Consider the following 23925-nt stretch of genomic DNA (forward strand, 5'->3'; position numbering starts at 1 on the left):
GCCAGCTATGGCAAATCAAGACTGCATTGCAGAACCACGATCAAGGGGAAACCCTTTTCCTTGAGCCCCCTGGGGGAATAAACCGCAGCCTTGTAGGTCCAATCGCTTGGGTCCACGGGCCGTGGACTTGATAATGATTCGCATCGGCACTGCCCGATGAGATCGCGGCCGCCATCCGGTGGCCGCTTCGACGTCCATCCAGGAGAACCCCTTCATGACCGACCGCCTGTGCGCGACCGGCCGCAGCCCCTTGCGCGCCCTGAGCTCCCTCGTTTCCATCGCCTGCCTGGCGGCAGCCGCGCTGCCGGCCCACGCCGCCGAGTCGCTCACGCTCTACACCACGCGCGAGCCGGGCCTGATCCAGCCGCTGCTGTCGGCGTTCACCGCGACCACGAAGATCCAGGTCAACACGGTGTTCGTGAAGGACGGTCTGCTCGAGCGCGTCAAGGCGGAGGGCGCACGCTCGCCGGCCGACGTGTTGATGACGGTGGACGCCGGCAACCTGCTCGACCTGGTCGAGGGCGGCGTGACGCAGCCGGTGAAGTCGGCGGCCCTCGAATCCGCGATCCCGGCCAACCTGCGCGGCGCCGACGGCCAGTGGTTCGGCCTGTCGATGCGCGCCCGCGTGCTGTACGCCGACAAGGCCATGAAGATCAACAGCTTCCGCTACGAAGACCTGGCCGATCCGAAGTGGAAGGGCAAGGTCTGCATCCGCGCGGGCCAGCATCCCTACAACACCGCGCTGATCGCCTCGCTGATCGCGCACGACGGCGAAGCCAAGACCGAGCAGTGGCTGCGCGGCGTGAAGGCCAACCTGGCGCGCAAGGCCACCGGCGGCGACCGCGACGTGGCGCGCGACATCCTGGGCGGCATCTGCGACATCGGGCTGGCCAACTCCTATTACGTGGGCCAGATGAAGGCCTCCAAGGAAGGCAGCGACGCGCGCAAGTGGGGCGACGCGATCCGGGTGATCCGCCCGACCTTCGCCAACGCCAAGAGCGGCGGCACGCACGTCAACATCAGCGGCGCCGCTGTCGCGAAGAACGCGCCGCAGCGCGCCAACGCGGTCAAGCTGCTCGAGTTCCTGGTGTCGGAATCGGCCCAGTCGCTCTACGCACAGGCCAACTACGAGTACCCGGTGCGCAAGGGCGTGGCGCTCGACCCGATCATCGGCCAGGCCATCGGCGAGCTGAAGGTCGATCCGCTGCCGCTGACCGAGATCGCGAAGTACCGCAAGCAGGCGAGCGCGTTGGTCGACAAGGTCGGTTTCGATCAATAGGCTTGGCTCTCCCCCGAAGGGCTCGCGCACTTCGTGTCGCTTCGCCCCTCCCCCCTCCGGGGGCAACACCAGTGGCCCGGCAAAGCCGGTTCCACGGTGTTCCTGGAATAAGTCAGTAAGTCATCTCATGGGCGGTATGTGTTGGGTTTGAGTTTCGGCCGTCGTCCTGCTGGTCTTCGGGCGGCCGGTCCGCTGTGGCGCATGGCCACCCTGCTCGTGGCGCTGGGCGTGCTCGCGCCGGTGGCGACGCTCGCCTGGCTGGCGCTGGGCGCCGATCTCTCGCATTGGGCACATCTGATGCGCTACGTGCTGCCGCAGGCCGCGCTCAACACCGCCGTGCTGCTGGTGGGCGTGGGCACGGTGGTGCTCGTGATCGGCACGGGCTGCGCCTGGCTGGTGAGCAGCTGCGACTTCCCCGGCCGGCGCGTGCTGCACTGGGCGCTGCTGCTGCCGCTGGCGATGCCGACCTACATCGTGGCCTTCGCCTACCTCGACCTGCTGCACCCGATCGGCCCGGTGCAGGGCGCGATCCGCTGGCTGCTGGGCTACGACAGCCCGCGCCAGTTCCGCCTGCCCGACCTGCGCTCGATGGGCGGCGCGATCTTCGTGCTCGGCTTCGTGCTCTATCCCTATGTCTACATGACCGCACGCGCGATGTTCATGACGCAGCCGGCCCATCTCATGGAGGCCGCGCGCACCCTGGGCGAAGGCCGCTTCGGCGCCTTCCGGCGCGTGGCGCTGCCGCTCGCGCGCCCGGCACTGGCCGTGGGCCTGAGCCTCGCGCTGCTGGAGACGCTCAACGACATCGGCGCCTCGGAATTTCTGGGCATCAACACCCTGACGGTCTCGGTCTACACCACCTGGATCACGCGCTCCGACCTCGCGGGCGCGGCGCAGATCGCCTGCGCGATGCTGCTCGTGGTGGTGCTGCTGGTGCTGCTCGAACGCCACGGACGGCGCCACCAGCGCTTCGGTTCGGCGCAGCGCATGCGCGCGATGCAGCCGCGCGCGCTGCGCGGTGCCGCCGCCTGGGCCGCAACCGCGGCCGCGGCACTGCCGGTGCTGATCGGCTTCGTCGCGCCCGCGGCCTACCTGGTGTGGGAGAGCGTGAAGCGCCTGCGGCTGGGCCAGGGCGTGTCGCAGGGGCTGGTGCACAGCCTGGGCAACACGCTGGCGCTGGCGATGGGCGTGACCGTGATCGCCGTGGTGGCCGGCCTGGTGGTCGCCTGGACCGCGCGCAGCCACGGCGCGATGCCCAACCGCGCGCGCTGGCAGGCCCGTGTCGCCACGCTGGGCTACGCGCTGCCGGGCACGGTGCTGGCCATCGGCCTGCTCACGCCCGCGCTGGCCTTCGATGCGCAATTGGCCGACTGGCTGCGCCTGCCCGGCCTGCCGCTGATGGGGCTGGGCGTGGTGCTGGTGATCGCCTGCGTGATCCGCTTCCTGGCCATGCCCGTGGGCGGCATCGAGTCGGGTCTGGCACGCATCCCGCCCGCGCTCGAGCAGGCCTCGCGCCTGCTCGGCGAGAACGCCGCCGGCACGCTGCGCCGCGTGCACCTGCCGCTGCTGCAGCCGGCCATCGCGGCCAGCGCGCTGCTGGTCTTCGTCGATGCGATGAAGGAGCTGCCCGCCACGCTGCTGCTGCGGCCCGCCAACTTCGACACCCTCGCGACCTGGCTCTATGCCGAAGCGGCCCGCGGCACCTACGAGGAAGGTGCCATCGCGGCGCTGGCCATCGTGCTGGCCGGCCTGTTGCCGGTGGTGCTGCTGGCGCGCACGCAATTCCGCAGCGCGCCCGATGCCACCGCCCTGCCCTTCGAGAATCCCCCCCCATGACCGCCGCCCTGAACATCCACGATCTGCGACTCGGCTATGAAGGTCCGCGTGGCCTGCACACGGTCGTCGACGGCTTTTCGCTGGCGCTCGAGGCCGGCCGGATCGGCTGCCTGCTCGGCCCCTCGGGCTGCGGCAAGACCACGGTGCTGCGCGCCATCGCCGGCTTCGAGCCGGTGCGCGGCGGGCGCATCGAATTGGGCGAGGTGCTGCTGTCGACGGCCGACATCCACCTGCCGCCCGAGAAGCGCCGCGTCGGCATGATGTTCCAGGAGTACGCGCTGTTCCCGCACCTGACGGCCGCGCAGAACGTGGGCTTCGGCCTGCGGCGAACGGCGGCGTCGGAACGCGCGGCACGCGTGCAGCAGATGCTCGCGCTGGTCGGCCTGGCCGAAGCCGGCGCGCGCTTTCCGCACCAGCTCTCGGGCGGCCAGCAGCAGCGCATCGCACTGGCCCGTGCGCTCGCGCCCGCGCCCGCGCTGCTGCTGCTCGACGAGCCTTTTTCCAACCTCGACGGCGCCACGCGTGAACGGCTCACGGCCGAGGTGCGCGACATCCTGCGCCAGGCCGGGCAGACGGCGGTGCTGGTGACGCACAACGAACACGAGGCGCGCGTGATGGCCGATCGGATCGGCACCATGCACAACGGCCGCCTGAGCCGCTGGATGTAGGTCAAAAGCTCAAATTTCCGGCCGACGACCAGGGCCGGCGACCCCTGCCCTTATATTGAGATTCAGCACCGACCTCGGTGCGTTCTCGTTTCAGGGTTTGCCGCATGAAGCTCCGCTTTCTCACACCCGCTGACACGCCGCTGGCCAGCGCCGACCCCTACCGCCTCGATGTGCTGCGCGCGGAACTGCTGACCCGGCCCGGCGTCGTCGAAGCACAGGACATCGAAGAAGCCGACGCGCTGATCCTGAACGAGCCCTGGGCCTTCCGCGAGTGGCGCTACATCGACATGCTGGCGGCCGACCCGATCGTGGGACGCTTCCCGCACAAGGTCTACACGCTCAACGAGGACGACGCTGCCGCCGGCTTGCTGCGCGGCCTCTACACCTGTCTGCGGCGCAGTCGTTTCGATCCGAAGCTGCATGCGGCAATCCCGTTCCTCGCCCAACCCAACGAGGAAGTGACGGCCCAGGCCGGAACGCCCCGCCCACCGGCCAGCCTGCTGGCCACCTGGCGCGGCAACCCGAAGTCCCATCGAAAGCTGCGCCAGGGCCTGCTCGACGTCTGCAGCCGCTCCCCGGTGTTCAAGGCCGAGTCCACCGAAAGCTGGCTCGACCACGGCACGGACGAAAAACAGCGCTACGTCGCGCTGCTGCGCTCGGGCAAGTTTTCGCTGTGCCCGGGGGGCTGGGCACCCGCTTCGATGCGCGTCTTCGAAAGCATGGCGCTGGGCGTGGCGCCGGTGATCCTGGCCGACGAGTTCGTCGAGCCGTCGGGGCCGGACTGGCGCAGCCTGTCGGTGAAGGTGCCCGAAGCCGAGCTGCCGTTGCTGCAGCAGAGGCTCGAGGCCCGTGCCGTCGACTACATCGCCATGGGCGAGGCCGCGCACCGGGCCTGGCAGGCGCATTTCCGCCCCGACCGGATCGTCCCGTACTACGCCGATGCCCTGCTGGGGCTCATTCGCGGCAACGGTACGGGCGGCTCGGCGGCCGAGGAAGTCGCCCGCTGGCGCTCGCCAAGGATGGCGCAGCTCAACGGCTGGACGCTGCCCCAGCGCATCGCCAACAAGCTGAGCCGCGTGCTGGAGAAGATCGGCGGCTGATCAGCGCAAGTGCGCTTCGGCCCAGCGCACGATGTCGGCGCTGCCCATCGCGCCGGCCTGCCGCGCGATCTCGCGGCCGCCCTTGAACAGCGCGAGCGTCGGGATGCTGCGGATGTTGAAGCGCGCGCCCAGCGCAGGCACGGCTTCGGTGTCGACCTTGGCCAGGCGCACGCGCGGCTCGAGCTTCGCGGCCGCGGCTTCGAAGCCCGGTGCCATCTGGCGGCAGGGGCCACACCAGGGCGCCCAGAAGTCGACCAGCACCGGGATCTCGTTGCGCGCGATGTGGCGGTCGAAGGCGGATTCGTTCAGGGCCACCGAACGGCCCGCGAACAGCGTTTGATGGCAACTGCCGCAATCCGGCGCGCTGACCAGTTGGTCGGCACGCACGCGGTTGGTGGTGTGGCAATGCGGGCAGACGATGTGCAGGGTGTCGGTCATGTTTTTCCTCGGTGTCTTTCCATCTAGGGGCAGCGTGGCCGATTGCAATCATCCCGCCGCGGCGCGCGGTCCCAGGCTGCGCACCACCGCATCGAGCAGCCGCGGCACCAGCACGTTGGGCGAGGCCACCGGCCAGACGCCATAGGCTTCCGACGGCGGCGTGAGTTCCTCGAGTGGCCGGAACACCGCGCCCTTCAATGCCGAATGGCGCATCGCGTCGGGCACCAGCGCCACGCCCAGGCCCTGCGACACCATCGACACCACGGCCAGCCAGTGCCGCACTTCCTGCCGCACCTCGGGCCGGAAGCCGGCCTCGGCACAGATCGCCAGGATGCGCGCGTGGTAGTCGGGCGAGGCATGGCGCGAGAACAGCACCAAGGATTCGTCGCGCAGGTCGGCCAGCGCCACCGCGCGCTTGCGGGCCAGCCGGTGTGCGGCCGGCAGGCAGGCGACGAAGGGCTCGGACACCAGCAGGCGGGCCTGCAGCTCGGCCGGCACGCGACCGGTGTGGACGAAGCCCACGTCCATGCGGTCCTGCAGCAGCTCGGTCATCTGCTCGCCGGAATTGAGTTCGACCAGGCTCACGCGCACCGCCGGATGCGCGGCCTGGAACCGCGTCAGCGCCTGCGGCAGGCCGCGGTAGAGCATCGCGCCGACGAAGCCGATGCGCAGCCGCCCGGCCGAGCCCTGCGCCACATGCCGCGCCTCGGTCGCCGCCTCCTCGGCGTCGCGCAGCAGCGTGCGCGCCGAGGCCTGCAGCGTCTGGCCGGCGGCGGTCAGGCGCACCGCCTTGCTGTTGCGCTCGAACAGCTGGGCGCCGACCGATTCCTCGAGCTGGCGGATGGCCACGCTCAGCGGCGGCTGCGAAATCGCGAGCCGCCGCGCGGCGCGGCCGAAGTGCAGCTCCTCGGCCAGCACGACGAAATAGCGCAGATGGCGCAGCTCCATGGGGCGTCCTTTCAATGATAGGCAGATCGAATGGATCAAGACCAATTCGATATTAGACAAGAATCGTCAGCCACCGAAGAATGCGGGCGAACCAGGAGACAAGCCCATGCCCAGCACCGCTGCCGCATCCGTCGGCGAGATTGCCGCCCATCCCGTGCCCGACCGCCATGGCCGGAGCCTGTTCGACCACGACACCGAACTGCATGGTCTGCTCGCGCTCTACCTGCCGGCCGACCTGCTGGCGCACATGCGCCCGCACTTCGAGCGGCTGGGCGCGCTGGCCGGCGGCCGGCTCGACGAGTTGGCGCACACCGCCGACCAAAACCCGCCCACGCTCACGCTGCGCACCCGCACCGGCATCGACGACCCGCAGGTGCACAAGCACCCCGCCTACGTCGAGATGGAACGGCTCGCGCTCAGCGAGTTCGGCCTGGCCGCCATGTCGCACCGCGACGAAACGCTGGGCTGGCGAGGCCGCATGCCGCCGCTGGTCAAGTACGTGCTGACCTACCTCTTCGTGCAGGCCGAGTTCGGCCTGTGCTGCCCGGTCTCGATGACCGATTCGCTGGCGCGCACGCTGAAGAAGTTCGGCAGCCCCGAACTGGTCGAACGCTTCATGCCGCGCTTCCAGTCGCTGGGCTTCGACACGCTGGCGCAGGGCGCGATGTTCATGACCGAGCAGGCGGCCGGCTCCGACATCGCGGCCACCGAGACGCGTGCGCACCAGGACGACGAAGGCCAATGGCGGCTGACGGGCGACAAGTGGTTCTGCTCCAACCCCGACGCCGATTTCGCGATGGTGCTGGCGCGCGTCGACGGCGGCGCGCCCGGCCTCAAGGGCGTGTCGCTGTTCCTGCTGCCGCGCCGGCTCGACGACGGCAGCGCCAACCGCTACCGCATCCTGCGGCTCAAGGACAAGCTGGGCACGCGCTCGATGGCCAGCGGCGAGATCCGGCTCGAAGGCGCGCTGGCCTATCTGGTGGGCGAACAGGGCCGCGGCTTCGTGCAGATGGCCGACATGGTGAACAACTCGCGGCTGTCGAACGGCGTGCGCGCGGCCGGCCTGATGCGCCGCGCGGTGGCCGAGGCCGAGTACATCGCGCACGAGCGCCGCGCCTTCGGCCAACGGCTCGAGGACATGCCGCTGATGCAGCGCCAGTTGGAGAAGCTGCGGCTGCCCGCCGAGCAGGCGCGCAGCATGGTGTTCCAGACCGCGCAGGCGCTGGCACGCTCCGACGGCGGCGACACCGGCGCCTACCCGCTGCTGCGCATCCTCACGCCGCTCATCAAGTTCCGCGCCTGCCGCGACGCGCGCAAGGTCACCGGCGACGCGATGGAAGTGCGCGGCGGCTGCGGCTACATCGAGGAATGGAGCGACCCGCGGCTGCTGCGCGATGCGCACCTGGGCTCGATCTGGGAAGGCACAAGCAACATCGTCGCGCTCGACGTGATCCGCGCGGTCAAGCGCGAGGGCTCGCTGCCGGTGCTGCAGGCGCACTTCGCGGCGCTGGTCGACGACGCGCCGCTGGCGCCCGCCTTCGCCGCGGCGCTGCGCGATGCGCTCGACCGTGCCGGCCAGCTCACGCGGATCGCGGCCGAGGACGGCGGCGACCGCCTCGCACGCCAGGCCGCCTCGGCGCTCTACCACGTGGTCAGCGCGATCGCGATGGCCTGGGAAGGCGCGCGCGGCGGCTCGGCGCAGCGCGTGGCCTGGGCGCAGTCGGTGCTGCTGCACCGCGTGCTGCCGCGCGATCCGCTGGCCGCGCCGCAGGTGCCGGCCGATTGGAACGCGGCCTGAGCCTTTTCATTCAAGACAGACAACGGAGACAACCCCCATGCGACTTCTCGCCACCCTCGTATTCGCCGCCGCATCCGCGGCGGCCCTGCCCCTGCTGCCCGCGGCCCATGCCGACACCTTTCCCGACAAGCCGATCACGCTGGTGATCCCGTTCCCGCCGGGCGGCCCGACCGATGCGATGGCGCGCACGCTCGCGGCCGAGATGAAGGACCGGCTCGGCCAGCCGATGATCGTGGAGAACCGCGCCGGCGCGGGCGGCAACATCGGTGCCGACTACGTAGCGCGCGCCACGCCCGACGGCCAGACGCTGCTGTTCGGCACCTCGGGCCCGCTCGCGATCAACGTCAGCCTCTACCGCAAGCCGGGCTACGACCCGGTGAAGAGCTTCGCCCCCGTGGTCCAGGTCGGCTACCTGCCGAACATCCTGGTGGTCAACCCCTCGGTTCCGGTGAAGAACGTGAAGGAACTGATCGCCTACGCCAAGGCCAACCCGGGCAAGCTCAGCTATGCCTCGTCGGGCAACGGCGCCTCGTCGCACCTGGCCGGCGTGCTGTTCAACGCGACGGCGGGCATCGACCTCCAGCACATTCCATACAAGGGCACCGGCCCGGCGCTGAACGACCTGCTGGGCGGCCAGGTGAGCATGAGCTTCACCGACGTGCTCACCGCCCTGCCCTACGTCAAGACCGACAAGCTGCGCGCGCTGGGCATCACCACGGCCGCGCGTTCGCAGGCCTTGCCCGAACTGCCGACGGTCGCCGAGCAAGGCGTGGCCGGCTACGACGTGAGCGTGTTCTTCGGCATCGTCGCCCCCGCGGGCACGCCGCCCGATCGCATCGCCAAGCTCAACCATGCCTTCGTCGAGGTGCTCGACACGCCCAAGGTCAAGCAGCTCTTCGCCTCGCAGGGCCTGGAGGCCACGCGCGACACCTCGCCCGCCCAGCTCGGCCGCTTCATCGTGTCGGAGCGCGACAAGTGGAAGGACATCGTGAAGAAGTCCGGCGCGCAACTGGACTGACGCGCTGCCCGGCATCGACCGTGAACCCTTGGTCGACAAGGCACCCTTCGATCAGGCCCGAAGCTTCCCGTCTGAGATCCTGCTGTCCGACGACGCCTTCGGCCTGGCGGCGAAGGCCGATGCGCCCTCTTCTTTCCACAAGGACCCCGATGACCGCCCCTGCCCCCACTCCCGGCGCCCTTGCGGGCGTGCGCGTGCTCGACATCTCGCGCATCCTCGGCGGACCCTACTGCGGCCAGATTCTGGGCGACCACGGCGCCGACGTGCTCAAGGTCGAGCCGCCGCAGGGCGACGACACGCGCACCTGGGGCCCGCCCTTCAAGGACGGCGTGGCCTCGTATTACCACGGGCTCAACCGCAACAAGCGCACCATGCACCTCGACCTGGGCAGTGCCGAGGGCCGCGAGGCGCTGCTCGCGCTGGTGGCCGAGGCCGACGTGCTGATCGAGAACTTCAAGACCGGCACCATGGAGCGCTGGGGCATCGGCTACGAGACGCTGTCGGAGCGTTTTCCACGGCTCGTGTGGTGCCGCGTCTCGGGCTTCGGCGCCGACGGCCCGCTGGGCGCGCTGCCCGGCTACGACGCCGCGGTGCAGGCCATGACCGGCATCATGAGCATCAACGGCGAGGCCGACGGCGGCCCGCTGCGCGTGGGCCTGCCGGTGGTCGACATGGTGACCGGCCTCAACGCGGTGATCGGCGTGCTGCTGGCGCTGCAGGAACGCACACGCAGCGGCCGCGGCCAGTTCGTCGAGGCCGCGCTCTACGACAGCGGCCTGTCGCTGCTGCACCCGCACGCGGCCAACTGGTTCGTCGACGGCAAGCCGCCGCGGCGCACCGGCAACGCACACCCCAACATCTATCCCTACGATGCGCTCGCGACCGGCACCGAGCCGGTGTTCGTGGCGGTGGGCAACGACGGTCAGTTCGCCAACTTCTGCCGCTGCATCGGCCTGCCCGAACTCATTGCCGACCCGCGCTACGCCACCGCGGGCGCGCGCTCGGTGAACCGCGCATCGCTCAAGCCCACGCTCGAGGCCGCGATGCAGGCCTTCGACGGCGATGCGCTGGTCGACACGCTGATGGCCGCGGGCGTGCCCGCCGCGCCGGTGCTGCCGGTGGATGCGGCGCTCGCACATCCGCACACCGCGCACCGCGGCATGGTGGTCGAGATGCCCGGCGGCTACCGCGGCATCGGCGCGCCGGTGAAACTGGGCCGCACGCCCGCCACCTACCGCCATGCGCCGCTCACGCCCGGAGAAGCCTTCGACGCGCATTGACACCGAAGGCGTCGCACAATCGGCGCTTCCCAAAAAACGGCGAACCACGAGATGCGACTTCTCCACACCATGCTGCGCGTCGGCAACCTGCAACGCTCGATCGATTTCTACACCCAGGTGCTGGGCATGCAACTGCTGCGCACCTCGGAGAACCCGGAGTACAAGTACAGCCTGGCTTTCGTCGGCTACGAAGGCAATCCGGCCCAGGCCGAGATCGAGCTGACCTACAACTGGGGCACCGAAACCTACGAACTGGGCACGGCCTACGGCCACATCGCGCTGGGTGTGCCCGATGCCTACGCGGCCTGCGAAAAGATCAAGGCCTCCGGCGGCAACGTCACGCGCGAGGCCGGTCCGGTCAAGGGCGGCAGCACCGTGATCGCGTTCGTGACGGATCCTGACGGGTACAAGATCGAATTAATCCAGCGCGCTGAAGGCGCCGAGGGCGGCGGGCTGCGCTGAACACGGGTCGATACGGAGGACCGGGCCAGGGCCTGTTCACACTGTTTCCGGGGATCGCGTTGGCTGAGCCAGGGCCCTACACCCCGGCCTTCTCGATCAGCCGCACCAGCTCGATCAGCGAAGCGGCCTGCATCTTCCGCATCGCCTGCCCGCGCCGCACCTTCACCGTGATCTCGCTGACGTTGAGGCTCGCCGCGATCTGCTTGTTGAGCAGCCCCTGGACGACCCCGCGCGTGACATCCTGTTCGCCCGTGCTGAGCGAAGCCCAGCGCAGCTTGAGCTCGGACACGATCGCCTCGCTTGCGCGCCGTGCGCGGTCCTTCTCGATGCCCTGCTGGATCGCGTCGAGCAGGTCCTGGTCGCGAAAGGGCTTGGTCAGGAACTCGATGGCGCCGTTCTTCATGGCCTCCACGCTCATCGCGATGTCGCCATGGCCGGTGATGAAGACGGTCGGCAGCCGCACGCCCAGATCGGCCATCTGGCGATGGAAGTCCAGCCCGCTCTGGCCCGGCATGCGGATGTCGAGCACCAGGCAGCCGGGTGCATCGTCCGGCGGATGCGCGAGGAACTCCCTGGCTGAGCCGAAGGAGCGAACCTGCAGGCCGACGGAGGCGAACAGATCGTCGAGCGCCGCACGCACCGAGTGGTCGTCGTCGACGACGTAGACGATGGGCGCGGCCGTTGCCGCTGCTTTCTCGTTCATCCGGCCTTCCCCTTTGCGATGGGCACGCTGAAGCCGAAGGTCGCGCCGCCGCGTGCGTTCGGCTCGGCCCAGATCCTGCCGCCGTTGGCCTCGACGATCGTCCGGCTGATGCTCAGGCCCAGCCCGATGCCGCCGGGCTTGGTGGTCCAGAAGGCGTCGAACAGACGGTCCAGCGCATCGGGCGCCAGTCCGCGGCCCGAGTCCTCGATGGTGCAGGCCAGCACCGCGTCCTTGCGGTGCGCCGATATCCGGAGTTCCTTGCGCGCGCTCCGGCCCATGGCTTCCATTGCGTTCAACAGCATGTTGCCGACGACCTGCTGGATCTGCACGCGGTCGGCCAGCACGGCGGGCAGCGCATCGTCGATGTCGGTGCTCAGCGCAATGCCGTGGCGATCGATCTCCGCGCGCGACAGCGAGACGATCTCGAGCATCGCCTGCGGCAGGTCGAACGCGGTCTTGCGCGGGTTCTCGCCCTTGGTGAGACTGCGCACGCGGTCGATCACCTCGCTCGCGCGGCGGGCGTCGCCCAGAATCCGGTCGAGCGCCTGCAGCGCCTTCTCCACGTTGGGCGGGTCCTGCGCCAGCCAGCGCTGGCAGGCATTGCCGCTCGTGACGATCGCGGCCAGCGGCTGGTTGACCTCGTGGGCGATCGAGGTCGTCAGGCCGCCGAGGCTGTTGACGCGCGCGATGCGCAGCAGCCGCGCCTGTGCGTCGTGGGCCGCGGCCTGCGCCGACCGGGTCTTGAGTGCGAGGTAGGTCGTGATCGAGATCGCGACGATGCTGATGCCGGAGTTGACCAGTCCGACCCGGTACAGGCCGATCGGCGTCAGGTAGAAGCTCCACACCGTGAGCGCGATGCTGGCGCAGGCGATCACGATCGCCGCGCGCGCGGTCAGCAGGTTCACGGCCGCGAGCACGACCACCGAATAGAAGAACGCCACCGCCACGGCGTACTCGGTGAGCGTGTCGGCCACGAAGATCGCGGCCATGACGAGCACCATGCCGGTCAGGCCCAGCATGCGACGGTATTGCAGCGGCATTCGCATGATGGTCGAGGCGCTCTGGAAATTCGGCGGCACAGGATAGCGCGAAACGATGGCCTCCCGGCGCGAACAGACAGAGTGCCGCCAGGCGCCTGGCCTGCATGGCGATCGGCTTCATCAATCGCATGGCTGGAAGCGCACGCATTCGGCCACCACGTGAATCGCCGTCACGACGTTCTCGCCGTCGATGTGCTTCGAGCTGAACTTGACGGTCGCACCTTCGGCAATGCCGGCCAGCAGCGAACGGTCGGTGACCCTGAAGGTCTGCGTCGTGAAGGGCAGCTTCGTCCTGGGCATCAGCTTCAGCCGGACATAGGACTTGCCGCCCGCCTCCTCGAGGAAGGACGCGACGCGTGCCCGGGTGAGCACGGTGGCGGCCGACGCATCGGCCGCTTGTGCAGCGGCAATCTCCGTCGCCATCACGAGAAAGGCGGCAACGGCGGCCAACGCGCTGCGCGATCTGCTCCACATAGGCATCTCCTGATCGGTGTCCGGGAATGCCCGCTGCCTCCTCGTCCACAGCGGGCACGGATGTCGGTTTTTTCTCCGCCGCATCCTGCCACAAGCAAGTCAAGGGGCCTTCAGTTCCCGGCGCCTGCATTCCAGAACGCCTGATGCACGCCCTGGCTTTGAGGGGGTCCAGGCAGCTCGGCCTCGTCGGCCGGCGAGGCGGTGGTCGGCGCGAGGGCGATCGGCCCCGCGCCGCGCTTGCTTCAGTGCGGCGTGTCCGCCGCGGCCACGTTCCACCAGCCGCCGCCGAGCGACTGGAACAGCGCCACCGCGTCGGCGAAGCGGCTGGCCTGGGCCTGGATCAGCGTGCTCACCGCCTGCTGATGGGCCTGCTGCGCCAGGATCAGGTCGGCGGCGCCGCCGGCGCCGAGCGCGCGCTGCCGGCGTGCATAGCCCAGGCTCTTGCGCGAAGCGGCCTCCGCAGCCGCAGCGGCGCGCAGGGTCTGCGCATCGCTGACGATGGCCTGCAGCGTGTCGGCGGTGTTCTGGAACGCCGTCAGCACGGTGCTGCGGTATTGCGCCGCGGCTTGTTCATAGCTCGCCTCGGCGGCGCGCTGCTGGTGCAGCAGCGTGCCGCCGCGGAAGATCGGCTGGGCCAGCTCGGCGCCGACGAACCAGAACCCGGTGCCGCTGCCCAGCAGCTGCGACAAGGCCAGCGCCGAACTGCCCACATTGGCCGTGAGCGTGAGGCTGGGCAGCCGCGCCGCCGTCGCCACGCCGACCTGCGCGCTGGCCGCATGCAGTTGCGCCTGCGCGGCGCGGATGTCCGGGCGCTGCTCGACCAGCCTCGAGGGCAGGCTCAACGGCAGTTCCTGCGGCAGCACCAGCGAGGCCAGCTCGAAGCGCGGCGCCACGTCCTCGCTCGGCAGCCGTCCGCCCAGCACGGCCAGCAGATGCCGCTGCTGCGCCAGCTGCTTCTCCAGCCCCGGCAGCACCGCCTGGGCCTGCGCCAGCGCCGACTCCTGCGCCGCCACCTCGATGCCGCCGAGCTGGCCGGCCGCATGCTGGCGGCGCGTGATGTCGAGCAACTGCGTCGACAGCGCGATCAGGTCGCGCGTGGCCTGGCACTGCGCGCGCAGCGAGGCCTCCTGGATCGCGGCGTTGACGATGTTCGTCGACAGCGTGATGTAGACGGCTTCGCGCTGGAAGCGCTGCACGTCGACCTGCGCCGTCAGGGCCTCGACCTGGCGCCGGTTGGCGCCGAACACGTCGGGCACATAGCCGATGCTCAGCTGTGCGCTGTGCAGCGTGTAGAGCGATGCGCCCGACTCGGCGGCGCTGGCCACCGGATCGGCCACGCGCTGGCGCGTCGGCGTGAACTGCAGGTCGAGCTTGGGCAGCGCCGCACCGCGCTGCGCGGCCACGCCCTCCTGCGCCGCACGCAGGGCCGCTTGCGCGGCCTGCAGGTCCGGGTTGGCGCGCAAGGCCGAGGCCACCAGTTCGTCGAGGGCGTCCGAGCCGAACACGCGCCACCATTGCGCGGGCACGTCCTGGCCTTCGACGAAGCGCTGGGCCTCGCCTGCGATGCCGGACGCGGACGCGGTCTGCGCCGGCAGCGGCGCGGCGGTGTAGCCGCGGGTCGCGGGGGCCTCGGGCGGGTGGAAGTCCGGCCCGACGGCGCAGCCGCCGACGGCCAGCAGCAGCGCGATGGCGGTGGTGCCGGTGATTCGCTTCTTCATCGTCATCAGGCTTCTCCCTGTGCCAATTCGGGCATGTCGTCCGCACGTTTGTCGGTGGTCTGCCGGCGCGCCGCGCGCGCTTCGATCAGGTAGTACAGCGCCGGCAGCAACAGCAGCGTCAAGGCCGTGGCCGTGATCAGGCCGCCGACCACCACCGTGGCCAGCGGACGCTGCACGTCGCTGCCCAGGCCCGTGGCCAGCATGGCCGGCGTGAGGCCGACGGCGGCCACGGTGGCGGTCATCAGCACCGGGCGCATGCGGCTGGCCGCGCCTTCGAGCACCGCCTCGCGCAGCGGCTTGCCTTCCTCGCTGCGCAGCCGGTTGATCTGCGCGATCATCAGCACGCCGTTGAGCACCGCCACGCCGAACAGCGCGATGAAGCCGACGGCACTGGAGACGCTGAGCGTCATGCCGCGCAAGTGCAACGCGGCCAGCCCGCCGAGCATCGCCAGCGGCACCGCGGCCAGCACCAGCAGCGGCTGACGCAGGTTGCGGAACTCGCCGAACAGCAGCATGAACATCAGGCCCAGCGTCATCGGCAGGATGACCAGCAGCCGCGCCTCGGCGCGCTGCAGGTTCTCGAACTGACCACCCCACGCCAGCTGGATGCGCTGGGCGTCGAAGTGCACCTGGTGGTCGACCAGCGGCTGCGCCTCGGCGAGGAAGCTCGACAGGTCGCGGCCGCGCACGTTGAGCTTCACCACGATGTGGCGCCGCGCCATCTCGCGCACGATCACACTTTCGCCCGAGACCGTGTCGATGTGCGCCACCTCGGACAGCGGCACCTTCGCGCCGTTGGGCGTGGTGAGCATCAGGTTGCCGATCGCATCGGGGCTCGAACGCGCGGCCGTCGGGAAGCGCACCGTCATGTCGTAGCTCTTCTCGCCGACGTAGAGACGGCCGACGGGCGAGCCGCCGATGCCGGTGGAGATCAGGTCGGCCACGTCGGCGGCGTTGAGGCCATAGCGCGCGGCCGCGGCCCGGTCGAGTTCGATCTTGAGGTTGGGCAGCGGCGGCTCCACGTCGAGCGCCACGTCGGCCGCGCCGGGCACGCCCTGGAGCGTGCTGGCCACCTGCTGCGCGACGCCGCGCACTTCGGCCAGGTCGTTGCCGAACACCTTGACCGTGAGGTCGCTGTGCGCGCCCGACAGCTTGTCCTGCACGCCGTCGATCATGGGCTGCATGAAGCCGACGGTCACGCCGGGCATCTGTGCATAGCGCTCGCCGAGCTTGGCGATCAGCGCCTGCTTGGTCATGCCCGACTTCCACTCCTTGTAGGGATGCAGGCCGACGCTGGACTCGATGTGCGAGGGCGTGAAGTAGTCGGTGCCGTCGTCGTTGCGCCCGGTCTGGGTCACCATGTAGCTGACCTCGGGAAACGCCAGCGTGGCGCGGCGCAGTTCGCTGGCCATCTCCGAAGCCTTGTCCAGCGTGATGCCCGGCGGCAGCGTCACCTGCAGCCACAGCGAGCCTTCGTCGAGGTAGGGCAGGAAGTCGCGCCCGATCGTGCCGCCCAGCACACACAGCCCCGCCAAGGCCGCCAGGCACACGACCAGCACCCAACGCGTCTTGCCGACCGCGCGGTCGAGGAAGCGGCGGTAGGCCCGGCCCAGCGCCTCGAGCGGCCGGTTGTGGAAGATGCGCCGCGGCTTGCGGAAGGCCAGCCAGGCCAGGCCCGGGATCAGCGTCAGCGAGACGACCAAGGCACCGCACAGTGCCGCACCGACCGCATAGGCCATGGGCGAGAACAGTTTGTATTCGATGCGCTGGAAGGCGAACAGCGGCAGGTAGGCCGCGATGATCACGCCCATGCCGAAGAACAGCGGACGCGCCACCTTGAGCGTGGCGGTGATGGCATCGCGTGCCGTGAGCATGCGGCCCTCCTCTTCCTCGCGCCGGCGCAGGATGCCCTCGACCAGCACCACCGCGCCGTCGACCAGGATGCCGAAGTCGATCGCGCCCAGCGACAGCAGGTTGGCCGGCACCTTGAAGTGGTGCATGAAGATGAAGGCCATCAGCAGCGACAGCGGGATGGTCAGCGCCACGATCACCGCCGCACGCGGGCTGCCCAGGAACAGCAGCAGCACCACGCTCACCAGCAGCATGCCCTCGGTCAGCGTGCCGCCCACCGTGTGCAGCGTGGCCTCGATCAGCGAGGTGCGGTCCAGGTAGGCCACGACCTTGACGTCCTTGGGCAGCAGGCTCTCGTTGAGTTCACGCACCGCCTCATGCACGCCGCGCAGGGCCTCGGAAGGATTGAAGTCCTTGAGCAGCAGCGTGATGCCTTCGATGGTGTCGGGGTTGTCGTCCTTGCCCAGGATGCCCCGGCGCTCGACGTTGCCGTAGACCAGCTTGCCGAGGTCCTTGACCAGCACCGGCACACCGTTCTTCGACTTGACCACCACGTTGCCCATGTCCTCGAGCGAACGCAGCAGACCCACGCCGCGCACCACGTAGCTCTGCTCGCCGCGGTCGACCACGCTGCCGCCGCCGTTGGCGTTGTTGGCGGTCAGCGCATCCTTGACCTGCTGCAGCGTGAGCCCGTATTCGGTCAGCCGCTCGGGTTCGAGCTCTAGCGTGAACTGCGTCGTGAGGCCGCCGAAATTGGCGACGTCGACCACGCCGCGCACCTTCTTCAGGCGCGGGATCACGGTCCAGAACTGCAGCTCGGACAGCTCGCGCAGGCTGCGCGTCTTCGACTCCAGCGTGTAGCGGTAGATCTCGCCCGTGGGCGAGGTGTAGGCGTCCAGCCCCGGCGTGGCGCCGTAGGGCAGCGTGACGCTGTTCATGCGCTCCTGCAGCCGCTGCCGGGCGAAGTAGCCGTCGGTGCCGTCCTCGAACACAACGGTGATCAGCGACAGCGCGAACAGGCTGCGCGAGCGCAGCACGTGCATGCCCGGCGTGCCCAGCAGCGCGCGTTCCAGCGGGATGGTGATCTGCTGCTCGACCTCCTCGGCGCCCAGGCCCGGCACCTGCGTCACGATCTGCGAGGTGACGTCGGCGATGTCGGGGAAGGCCTCGACCGGCAGCTGCTTCCAGCTCCAGACGCCGTAGAGCGCCACAAAGACGAACAGCAGCCAGACGATGCCGCGGCGCTGGAAGCAGGTGTTGACGATGCGCTCAATCATTCAGCAGCACTCCGTCCTTGACCACCACACGCTCGCCGGCCGCGAGGCCCGCCAGCACTTCGACGCCGTTGCCCGGCACGCTCGCGCCGACGCTGACCACGCGCGACTCGAAATGGAACGGCGTCTTCTCGACGAACACCCGCGTGTAGAGGCCGCTCTGCAGCACGGCCGACGCCGGCACCACCAGGGTCGGGCGGCTCGCGCCCGAGAAGCGCACGCGCGCGAACATGCCGGGCTTGATGCGGCCGTCGCGGTTGTCGATGGCCACGCGGACCTTGACCGTGCGCGTCTCGGTGTCGAGCAGGTCGCCCACGTACTTCACCTGGCCCTCGAACGGCTGGTCGGCATAGGCGTTGAGCGTGATGCGCGCCTTCTGGCCCGGGAACACCTGCGCCATCTCCTTCTCCGGCACGCTGGCCGAGAGCCAGACCGTCGACAGGTCGGCCACCGTCATGATCGGTGCCGTGATGTCGTTCCAGTAGCCGCCCTGCGCGCCCGCCATGTCGACCACGCGGCCCGCGATGGGCGAGCGCAGCACGTATTCGCGGTGCGAGGCCGCATCGGCGACCACGCCCAGTTGCGCCAGCCGGCCGGCGCTGGCGCGCGCATCGTTCTCGGCCGCGGCCAGCGCGAGCTGCGCGGCCTCGTAGTCCTTGCGGGCCGAGATGTCGCCGTCGAACAGCGCCTTCTGCCGCTCGAACTCGCGCCGCGCCTGCAGCAGGGCCGACTGGGCCTTGGCATGCTCGTTGTAGACCGTTCCGAGATCCGACGAATCGAGCGTGAACAGCGCGTCGCCGGCCTTGACCGCATCGCCCAGCGTGCGGTGCAGCTTGACGATACGGCCGGCCAGGGGCGGCGTCACCTTCACCAGCTTCTCGGGCAAGGCCTCGATCACGCCCGGCGCGTCGATGCCCTGCGCCAGCGCCTGCTGCAGGACGGCGCCGACCTGCAGGCTGTGGCGCAGCGGCGAAGCCTCGGGGACGATCAGCAGGGTGCCTTCATGCTGCAGGCCGTGCGCCGGTGCCGCATGGCTTTCGGCGGCGGCGGCACCGGGCAGCAGTTTTTTGACGTCGCATGCCGTGAGCAGCGTGCTGCCGGCGCAGACGATGACCACAGCCATCGCGAAACGGGCCCGCGCGTCGCGCCGGCCATGGACGGCCGGCAGTGCGCGCAGCACCGCGCTGCGGTGCGAGGCGATGGCGGCACGCAGCGCGCGCTGCAGTGCGTCGTGAAAACGAGGGGTGCGAAACAGCATGAGGATCTCCTTGGGCCACGCGGCCGCGGAGGCGTCCTCACACGTTCAGGTGTGCGCGGGCCTCCGGGCCGAAGCCGGATGTGCAAAGTTCATGGGGTGGGAAGGGAGGGCCGTCGGCGCGCAGCGGCGCCCATCAGGGTCGGGATCCATGGCGGCCTCTTGAGGTGGGGTTGCCCGCTTCGACGACTGTCGCTGGGCATGGTTGAAAGATCCTCTGAGGTCTTCGAGATCCATCCGGGGCCTCGATGACGAAGGGAATTCTGCCTGCCGTGACAAGGAAAAACCAGAAGCTTGGGGGATGTGATTGCGCGCCCGATGTATCGCCTGGCTATACCGAGGTATAGCCATGCGGCGGGGCGACGCTCAGCAGCCGAGCAGGTCGGCCAGTGCGCCGATGTCGCGCGCGTGCAGCGTGTTGTCTGGCTGCGGCGAGACGTCCTTGGGCTGGCCCGGACCGAACTCGTGCGGGCGCTCGATGTAGCCGGTGCGCAGGCCGCAAGCGCGCGCGGCCGCCAGGTCGTCATGGTGCGCGGCCGCGAGCATGACCTGGCCGGGCGTGGTGTCGAACACCGCGGCCACGCCGAGGTAGGTGCGCGGGTCGGGCTTGTAGGCCTTGAAGACCTCGGCCGACAGCACGCAGTCCCAGGGCAATCCGGCGTGCTTCGCCATCTCGGTGAGCAGGCCGATGTTGCCGTTGGACAGGCTGCAGACGATGTACCTGGACTTGAGCCGGGTCAGGCCGGCCACGGCGTCGGGCCAGGCCGGCAGCCGGTGCCAGGCGCAGTTGAGTTCGCGCTTCTGCGCCGTGTCGAGGTGCGTGATGCCGAAGTCGCGCAGCACGCTCTCGAGGATGCTGCGGTGCAGTTCGTCCAGCAACGTGAAGCCGCCCTCGCCTTCGGCGATGCGCTGCATCACGCTGCGCATCGCGGGCTGGTAGCCCGCGCGCCAGGCCAACGCGAAGGCGCTGCCGTCGACGCCCGGGACCATGCGCTCGGCCTCGGCCGCGATACCGCCATGCCAGTCGACCACCGTGCCGAAGACATCGAAGGCGACGACCTTGAGCTCGGCCGCTTCGGGCTTCTGAAGCATCACCAGCACTCAGCGCCGGAGTTGCGAGGCTTCGCGCGCCAGCTGTTCGATGCGCGCCCAGTCGCCGGCTTGAATGGCGTCGTTCGGCACGATCCACGAACCGCCCACGCAGGCCACGTTCGACAGCGCCAGGAACTCGGCTGCGTTGCCGAGGTGGATGCCGCCGGTCGGGCAGAAAGTCACGTCACCGAACGGACCTTGCCAGGCCTTGAGCATCGGCAGGCCGCCGGCCTGCATCGCGGGGAAGAACTTGAGCTGCTGGTAGCCGTCTTCCTGCGCCGTCATGATCTCGCTGCCGGTCGCCACGCCGGGCAGCAGCGGCAGGCCGAGGTCGTGGCAGGCCTTGCCCACCGCGCGGGTGTAGCCCGGGCTCACGCCGAACTTCGCCCCGGCCAGCGCCGAGGCCTGCGCATCGGCCGCGCTGCGGATGGTGCCGGCGCCGGCCACGGCTTCCGGCACTTCCTTCGCAATGGCTTCGATGCACTGCAGCGCCTGCGGCGTACGCAGCGTGACTTCCAGCATGCGGATGCCACCGGCCACCAGCGCGCGCGCCAGCGGCACCGCATGGGCCACGTCATGCAGCACGATCACCGGGATCACCGGAGCGTCGCGCATCACGTCGAGGGCGGTGAGTTTTTCGTTCATGTCAGGGTTCCACTGTGTTGCTGCGTTCTGGATTCTTTGGGCGCCGCTCAAAGCCATGAGCAGGCGCCTTCTTCGGCGGTGAGCGCGTTGCGGCGCATGCCCGCAAACAGTTCGCGGCCCAGCCCGCGGCCGTCGGCCAGACGCTGGGCTTCGGGCATCTTGACGGTTTCCCGTTGCGCCCATTCCTCATCGGGCACCCGCACGGCCAGCGTGCCTGCCACGCCGTCGAGGCGGATCACATCGCCGTCGCGCACCTTGGCCAGCGGGCCGCCGGCTGCGGCTTCGGGCGAGACGTGGATGGCGGCAGGCACCTTGCCCGACGCGCCGCTCATGCGGCCGTCGGTGACCAGCGCCACGCGGAAGCCCTTGCCCTGCAGCACCGACAGCGGCGGCGTGAGCTTGTGGAGCTCGGGCATGCCGTTGGCCTGCGGCCCCTGCCAGCGCACCACGCAGACCACGTCGCGGTCGAGCTCGCCGGCGGTGAACGCCTTCTGCAGCGCGGCCTGCGAATCGAACACGCGCGCCGGCGCCTCGATCACATGGCGGTCGTCGGGCACCGAGGACACCTTGATCACGCTGCGCCCGAGGTTGCCCTTGAGCAGCTTGAGCCCGCCGGTGGGGCTGAACGGTGCCGACACCGGCCGCGCCACCGCATCGTTCTTCGACGGCGCGGCCGCATGCCAGTGCAGCACGCCTTCGGCCGAGGGCTCGCCCGTCATGGTCGGGATGTTGGCGAATTCGGCGATGCCGCCCGCGCGCACGGTCAGCACGTCGGCGTGCATCAGGCCCGCGCCGACGAGCTCGCCGATCACGTAGCCCGGGCCGCCCGCGTCCTGGAACGCGTTGACGTCGGCGCTGCCGTTGGGATAGACCCGCGTGAGCAGCGGCACCACGTCGGAGAGTTCGGAGAAGTCGTTCCAGTCGATCAGGATGCCGGCCGAGCGTGCCACCGCGACCCAGTGGATCAGGTGGTTGGTCGAGCCGCCGGTGGCCAGCAGTGCCACCATCGCGTTGACGATGGCGCGCTCGTCGACCAGGCGGCCGATCGGCGGGCACTGGAAGGCTTCCGCCGAGGCCTTGCCCAGCACGGTGCGCACCGCCTCGCGCGTGAGCGCCTCGCGCATCGCGTTGCCGGGCTGGATGAAGGCCGTGCCGGGCACGTGCAGGCCCATGGCCTCGAGCAGCATCTGGTTGCTGTTGGCCGTGCCGTAGAAGGTGCAGGTGCCGGGTGCGTGGTAGGCCGCCATCTCGGCGTCCATCAGGCCCTGGCGGCCGACCAGGCCCTGCGCGGCCTGCTCGCGCACCTTGGCCTTGTCGTTGTTCGACAGGCCCGAGGGCATCGGGCCGGCCGGCACGAACACGGTGGGCAGGTGGCCGAAATGCAGCGCGCCGATCAAGAGGCCGGGCACGATCTTGTCGCACACGCCGAGCATCAGCGCGGCGTCGAACATGTCGTGCGTGAGCGCGATCGCCGTGCCCATTGCGATGGTGTCGCGGCTGAACAGGCTGAGCTCCATGCCCGGCGTGCCCTGGGTCACGCCGTCGCACATGGCCGGCACGCCGCCCGCGACCTGCGCGGTGGCACCGAGGCGGCGCGCCTCGTGCTTGATGATGTCGGGGTAGCCCTGGTACGGCGCGTGGGCCGAGAGCATGTCGTTGTAGGCCGTGACGATGCCGATGTTGGGTCGGCGCTCGGCCACGATGCGCAGCTTGTCGTTGGCGGGCACGCCGGCCACGGCATGCGCCACGTTGGCGCAGCCCATGCGGTCGGAGCCGCGGTCGCGCTGCCCGTAGGCTTCGATCTGTTCGAGGTACGCGGCGCGGGTGGGCGCGCTGCGTTCGCGGATGCGTCGGGTGACGGCTTGGACGGTGTCGTGGAGTGGCATGCTGGGGCTGTGGATGCGCCGGCTGGCTAGGGCCCTGATGGTAAACCCCGCAAGTGGCGCGATGCAGGCGAAGGGGCCGCGAGACCTCCTTCGCCCAAGGGGATGGCGCTTACTTGCCGCGCACCTGCGCGACGGCGGCGTTGACCGCGTCCCAGGTCTCCTGGCCCACGGACTTGGCGATGCCGCCGTTCACGCTGACCAGCTTCTCGCGCATGCGGTTGGCTTCGGCGGCGGGCAATTCGTTCACCTGCATGCCCTTGGACTTGAGATCGGCCAGGGCCTTGACGGCTTCGTCGCGGGTGTCCTTGCGTTCGAAGTCGCGGCTCTTCAGCGCGGCGTCCTGCAGCACCTTCTTCTCGGCCGGGCTCAGCGTGTCCCACCATTTCTTGCTGACCGTGACGATCCAGGGGCTGTAGACGTGGTTGGTGACCGTCAGGTACTTCTGCACCTCGTAGAACTTGCTCGACACCACGGTGTTGAACGGGTTCTCCTGGCCGTCGACCGCGCGCGTCTCGAGCGCGGTGAAGAGTTCCGAGAACGGCAGCGGCACGGCGTTCGCGCCCAGGGCCTTGAAGCTGTCGAGGAAGACGTTGTTCTGCATCACGCGCAGCTTGATGTCACCCATGTCCTCGAGCTTGTTGATCGGGCGCTTGCTGTTGGTGAGGTTGCGGAAACCGTTCTCCCAATAGACCAGGCCGACCATGCCCTTGGGCTCCAGCCTGGCCTTGACCTTCTCGCCCACCGGTCCGTCGAGCACGGCATCGGCCTCCTTCACGTTGCTGAAGAGGAAGGGCGTGTCCCACACGGCCATCTCGGGCACGATGCCCACGAGCGTGGCGGTCGAGCCGACCATCATCTCCTGCGCGCCGCCGATCAGCGCCTGCTGCATCTGGGTGTCGGAACCGAGCGCCGCGTTGCCGATGCCGCGGACCTTCATCTTGCCGCCGGTGGCCTTCTCGACCTCCTGGGCGAACAGGCGCACCGCACGGCCCTGGTTCGAGTTGTCCACCAGGCCGTAGCCGAAGCGCACGATGCGCGGCTTGAAGTCCTGGGCCTGGGCCGCGCCGGCGGCGGCGAGTGCGGCCACGAGGCCGACGAGAGCGAAACGGATGCGCATGGGAAGTCTCCTGAGTGTCGAAAGGGGAAAGGGAAAGGAAGGG

At 69.7% G+C, this 23925-nt stretch carries 20 protein-coding genes; 8 read left to right on the forward strand and 12 right to left on the reverse strand.

The features are described from left to right. The first annotated feature begins 214 nt into the window (after positions 1–214). The 4 genes from ACSFBC_RS04720 to ACSFBC_RS04735 all read left to right on the forward strand — a co-directional run bounded on the left by ACSFBC_RS04720 (position 215) and on the right by ACSFBC_RS04735 (position 4883). Positions 215–1279 carry a Fe(3+) ABC transporter substrate-binding protein gene (locus tag ACSFBC_RS04720; protein WP_435509139.1) on the forward strand — a complete coding sequence of 355 codons (1065 nt, stop codon included), beginning with the start codon at positions 215–217 and terminating at the stop codon, positions 1277–1279. A 201-nt stretch (positions 1280–1480) separates the two neighbouring features. Further along, the gene (locus tag ACSFBC_RS04725; RefSeq protein WP_435509140.1) at positions 1481–3115 is read left to right on the forward strand and encodes an ABC transporter permease; all 1635 of its coding nucleotides are present in this window, start codon (positions 1481–1483) and stop codon (positions 3113–3115) included. Then, on the forward strand, positions 3112–3783 hold the full coding sequence (locus ACSFBC_RS04730) for an ABC transporter ATP-binding protein (RefSeq protein ID WP_435509141.1): 672 nt from the start codon (positions 3112–3114) through the stop codon (positions 3781–3783). Before ACSFBC_RS04725 ends, ACSFBC_RS04730 begins: the two co-directional genes overlap by 4 nt. Before the next feature lie 104 nt (positions 3784–3887). Next, positions 3888–4883 carry an exostosin domain-containing protein gene (locus tag ACSFBC_RS04735; RefSeq protein WP_435509142.1) on the forward strand — a complete coding sequence of 332 codons (996 nt, stop codon included), beginning with the start codon at positions 3888–3890 and terminating at the stop codon, positions 4881–4883. Here ACSFBC_RS04735 and trxC read toward each other — a convergent pair whose 3' ends face one another. Both trxC and ACSFBC_RS04745 read right to left on the reverse strand, forming a co-directional pair. Next, positions 4884–5321 (reverse strand): thioredoxin TrxC, encoded by a 438-nt coding sequence (gene trxC, locus ACSFBC_RS04740; RefSeq protein WP_435509143.1) that lies wholly within the window; start codon positions 5319–5321, stop codon positions 4884–4886. Positions 5322–5369: 48 nt separating this feature from the next. Next, entirely contained in the window at positions 5370–6269 is a 900-nt protein-coding gene (locus ACSFBC_RS04745; protein WP_435509144.1) for a LysR family transcriptional regulator, read from the reverse strand. Positions 6270–6375: 106 nt separating this feature from the next. Here ACSFBC_RS04745 and ACSFBC_RS04750 point away from each other — a divergent pair, with 106 nt between their 5' ends. The 4 genes from ACSFBC_RS04750 to gloA all read left to right on the forward strand — a co-directional run bounded on the left by ACSFBC_RS04750 (position 6376) and on the right by gloA (position 10827). Beyond that, positions 6376–8067 carry an acyl-CoA dehydrogenase family protein gene (locus ACSFBC_RS04750; RefSeq protein WP_435509145.1) on the forward strand — a complete coding sequence of 564 codons (1692 nt, stop codon included), beginning with the start codon at positions 6376–6378 and terminating at the stop codon, positions 8065–8067. Positions 8068–8104: 37 nt separating this feature from the next. Then, positions 8105–9085 (forward strand): Bug family tripartite tricarboxylate transporter substrate binding protein, encoded by a 981-nt coding sequence (locus ACSFBC_RS04755; RefSeq protein WP_435509146.1) that lies wholly within the window; start codon positions 8105–8107, stop codon positions 9083–9085. A gap of 149 nt (positions 9086–9234) precedes the next feature. After that, entirely contained in the window at positions 9235–10365 is a 1131-nt protein-coding gene (locus ACSFBC_RS04760; protein ID WP_435509147.1) for a CaiB/BaiF CoA transferase family protein, read from the forward strand. A 51-nt stretch (positions 10366–10416) separates the two neighbouring features. After that, entirely contained in the window at positions 10417–10827 is a 411-nt protein-coding gene (gene gloA / locus ACSFBC_RS04765) for a lactoylglutathione lyase (protein WP_435509148.1), read from the forward strand. Positions 10828–10903: 76 nt separating this feature from the next. Here gloA and ACSFBC_RS04770 read toward each other — a convergent pair whose 3' ends face one another. The 10 genes from ACSFBC_RS04770 to ACSFBC_RS04815 all read right to left on the reverse strand — a co-directional run bounded on the left by ACSFBC_RS04770 (position 10904) and on the right by ACSFBC_RS04815 (position 23882). After that, entirely contained in the window at positions 10904–11530 is a 627-nt protein-coding gene (locus tag ACSFBC_RS04770) for a response regulator transcription factor (protein WP_435509149.1), read from the reverse strand. Continuing rightward, the gene (locus tag ACSFBC_RS04775; protein WP_435509150.1) at positions 11527–12576 is read right to left on the reverse strand and encodes a sensor histidine kinase; all 1050 of its coding nucleotides are present in this window, start codon (positions 12574–12576) and stop codon (positions 11527–11529) included. The genes ACSFBC_RS04770 and ACSFBC_RS04775 overlap by 4 nt, the downstream gene beginning before the upstream one ends. A gap of 114 nt (positions 12577–12690) precedes the next feature. Further along, positions 12691–13020 carry a hypothetical protein gene (locus ACSFBC_RS04780; protein ID WP_435509151.1) on the reverse strand — a complete coding sequence of 110 codons (330 nt, stop codon included), beginning with the start codon at positions 13018–13020 and terminating at the stop codon, positions 12691–12693. Positions 13021–13286: 266 nt separating this feature from the next. Then, positions 13287–14762: an efflux transporter outer membrane subunit gene (locus ACSFBC_RS04785; protein WP_435509267.1), complete on the reverse strand. Its 1476-nt coding sequence runs from the start codon at positions 14760–14762 to the stop codon at positions 13287–13289. A gap of 5 nt (positions 14763–14767) precedes the next feature. Next, positions 14768–17890: an efflux RND transporter permease subunit gene (locus ACSFBC_RS04790; protein ID WP_435509152.1), complete on the reverse strand. Its 3123-nt coding sequence runs from the start codon at positions 17888–17890 to the stop codon at positions 14768–14770. Then, positions 17883–19145 (reverse strand): efflux RND transporter periplasmic adaptor subunit, encoded by a 1263-nt coding sequence (locus tag ACSFBC_RS04795; RefSeq protein WP_435509153.1) that lies wholly within the window; start codon positions 19143–19145, stop codon positions 17883–17885. The genes ACSFBC_RS04790 and ACSFBC_RS04795 overlap by 8 nt, the downstream gene beginning before the upstream one ends. Before the next feature lie 363 nt (positions 19146–19508). Beyond that, a complete protein-coding gene (locus ACSFBC_RS04800; RefSeq protein WP_435509154.1) occupies positions 19509–20234 on the reverse strand; it encodes a haloacid dehalogenase type II in 726 nt (241 codons plus the stop codon). Positions 20235–20243: 9 nt separating this feature from the next. After that, positions 20244–20879: a bifunctional 4-hydroxy-2-oxoglutarate aldolase/2-dehydro-3-deoxy-phosphogluconate aldolase gene (gene eda / locus ACSFBC_RS04805; protein WP_435509155.1), complete on the reverse strand. Its 636-nt coding sequence runs from the start codon at positions 20877–20879 to the stop codon at positions 20244–20246. Positions 20880–20926: 47 nt separating this feature from the next. Then, a complete protein-coding gene (edd, locus tag ACSFBC_RS04810; protein ID WP_435509156.1) occupies positions 20927–22765 on the reverse strand; it encodes a phosphogluconate dehydratase in 1839 nt (612 codons plus the stop codon). 109 nt (positions 22766–22874) lie between these two features. Then, positions 22875–23882: a TRAP transporter substrate-binding protein gene (locus ACSFBC_RS04815; RefSeq protein WP_435509157.1), complete on the reverse strand. Its 1008-nt coding sequence runs from the start codon at positions 23880–23882 to the stop codon at positions 22875–22877. Positions 23883–23925: the final 43 nt, after the last annotated feature.

Source organism: Variovorax frigidus (genome assembly GCF_051216515.1).
GTDB lineage: Bacteria > Pseudomonadota > Gammaproteobacteria > Burkholderiales > Burkholderiaceae_C > Variovorax.